At 48.0% G+C, this 863-nt stretch carries 1 protein-coding gene; it reads right to left on the bottom strand.

Annotated elements, in window-relative coordinates; translation table 11 throughout:
• On the bottom strand, positions 1-863 hold an 863-nt coding region (locus QPK98_RS15605; protein ID WP_494337540.1), incomplete at both ends, for an Ig-like domain-containing protein.

Here is an 863-nt window from a genome sequence, read left to right as displayed (position 1 = left end):
TAGGTTGTGCTGCCTACGCTATTAAGGGTTGGACTGCTTACGGTGTTTCCGCCGGTTAATGCATCGTACCATACTACAGGATCTGTTGAGGTAATCGCTGCATTGGCATCCAACGTTTGCAATGGGTCTTCTTGACATTCTGTGATATCTCCGCCACTTATAGGGGCTTCGGGGGCATCAGTAATCGTTAGCGTTACCGCTGTTCTTGTTAAACTGTTACAGCCACCACTGATTGCAGTTTCGGCATAATAGGTTGTGCTGCCTACGCTATTAAGGGTTGGACTGCTTACGGTGTTTCCGCCAGTTAATGCATCGTACCATACAACAGGATCTGTTGAGGTAATCGCTGCATTGGCATCCAACGTTTGCAATGGGTCTTCTTGACACTCTGTGATATCTCCGCCACTAATAGGGGCATCGGGTGCATCCGTAATCGTTAGCGTTACCGATGTTCTTGTTAAACTGTTACAGCCGCCACTGATTGCAGTTTCGGCATAATAGGTTGTGCTGCCTACGCTATTAAGGGTTGGACTGCTTACGGTGTTTCCGCCAGTTAATGCATCGTACCATACAACAGGATCTGTTGAGGTAATCGCTGCATTGGCATCCAACGTTTGCAATGGATCTTCTTGACACTCTGTGATATCCCCACCACTAATAGGGGCATCGGGTGCATCCGTAATCGTTAGCGTTACCGCTGTTCTTGTTAAACTGTTACAGCCGCCACTAATCGCAGTTTCGGCATAATAGGTTGTGCTGCCTACGCTATTAAGGGTTGGGCTGCTTACGGTGTTTCCGCCAGTTAATGCATCGTACCATACAACAGGATCTGTTGAGGTAATCGCTGCATTGGCATCCAACGT

The organism is Aequorivita marina (assembly GCF_031631895.2).
In the GTDB taxonomy this organism is placed as follows: domain Bacteria; phylum Bacteroidota; class Bacteroidia; order Flavobacteriales; family Flavobacteriaceae; genus Aequorivita; species Aequorivita marina.
Note: the sequence above shows the minus strand (reverse complement) of the source record. Positions and strands in the feature narration are given on the sequence as shown.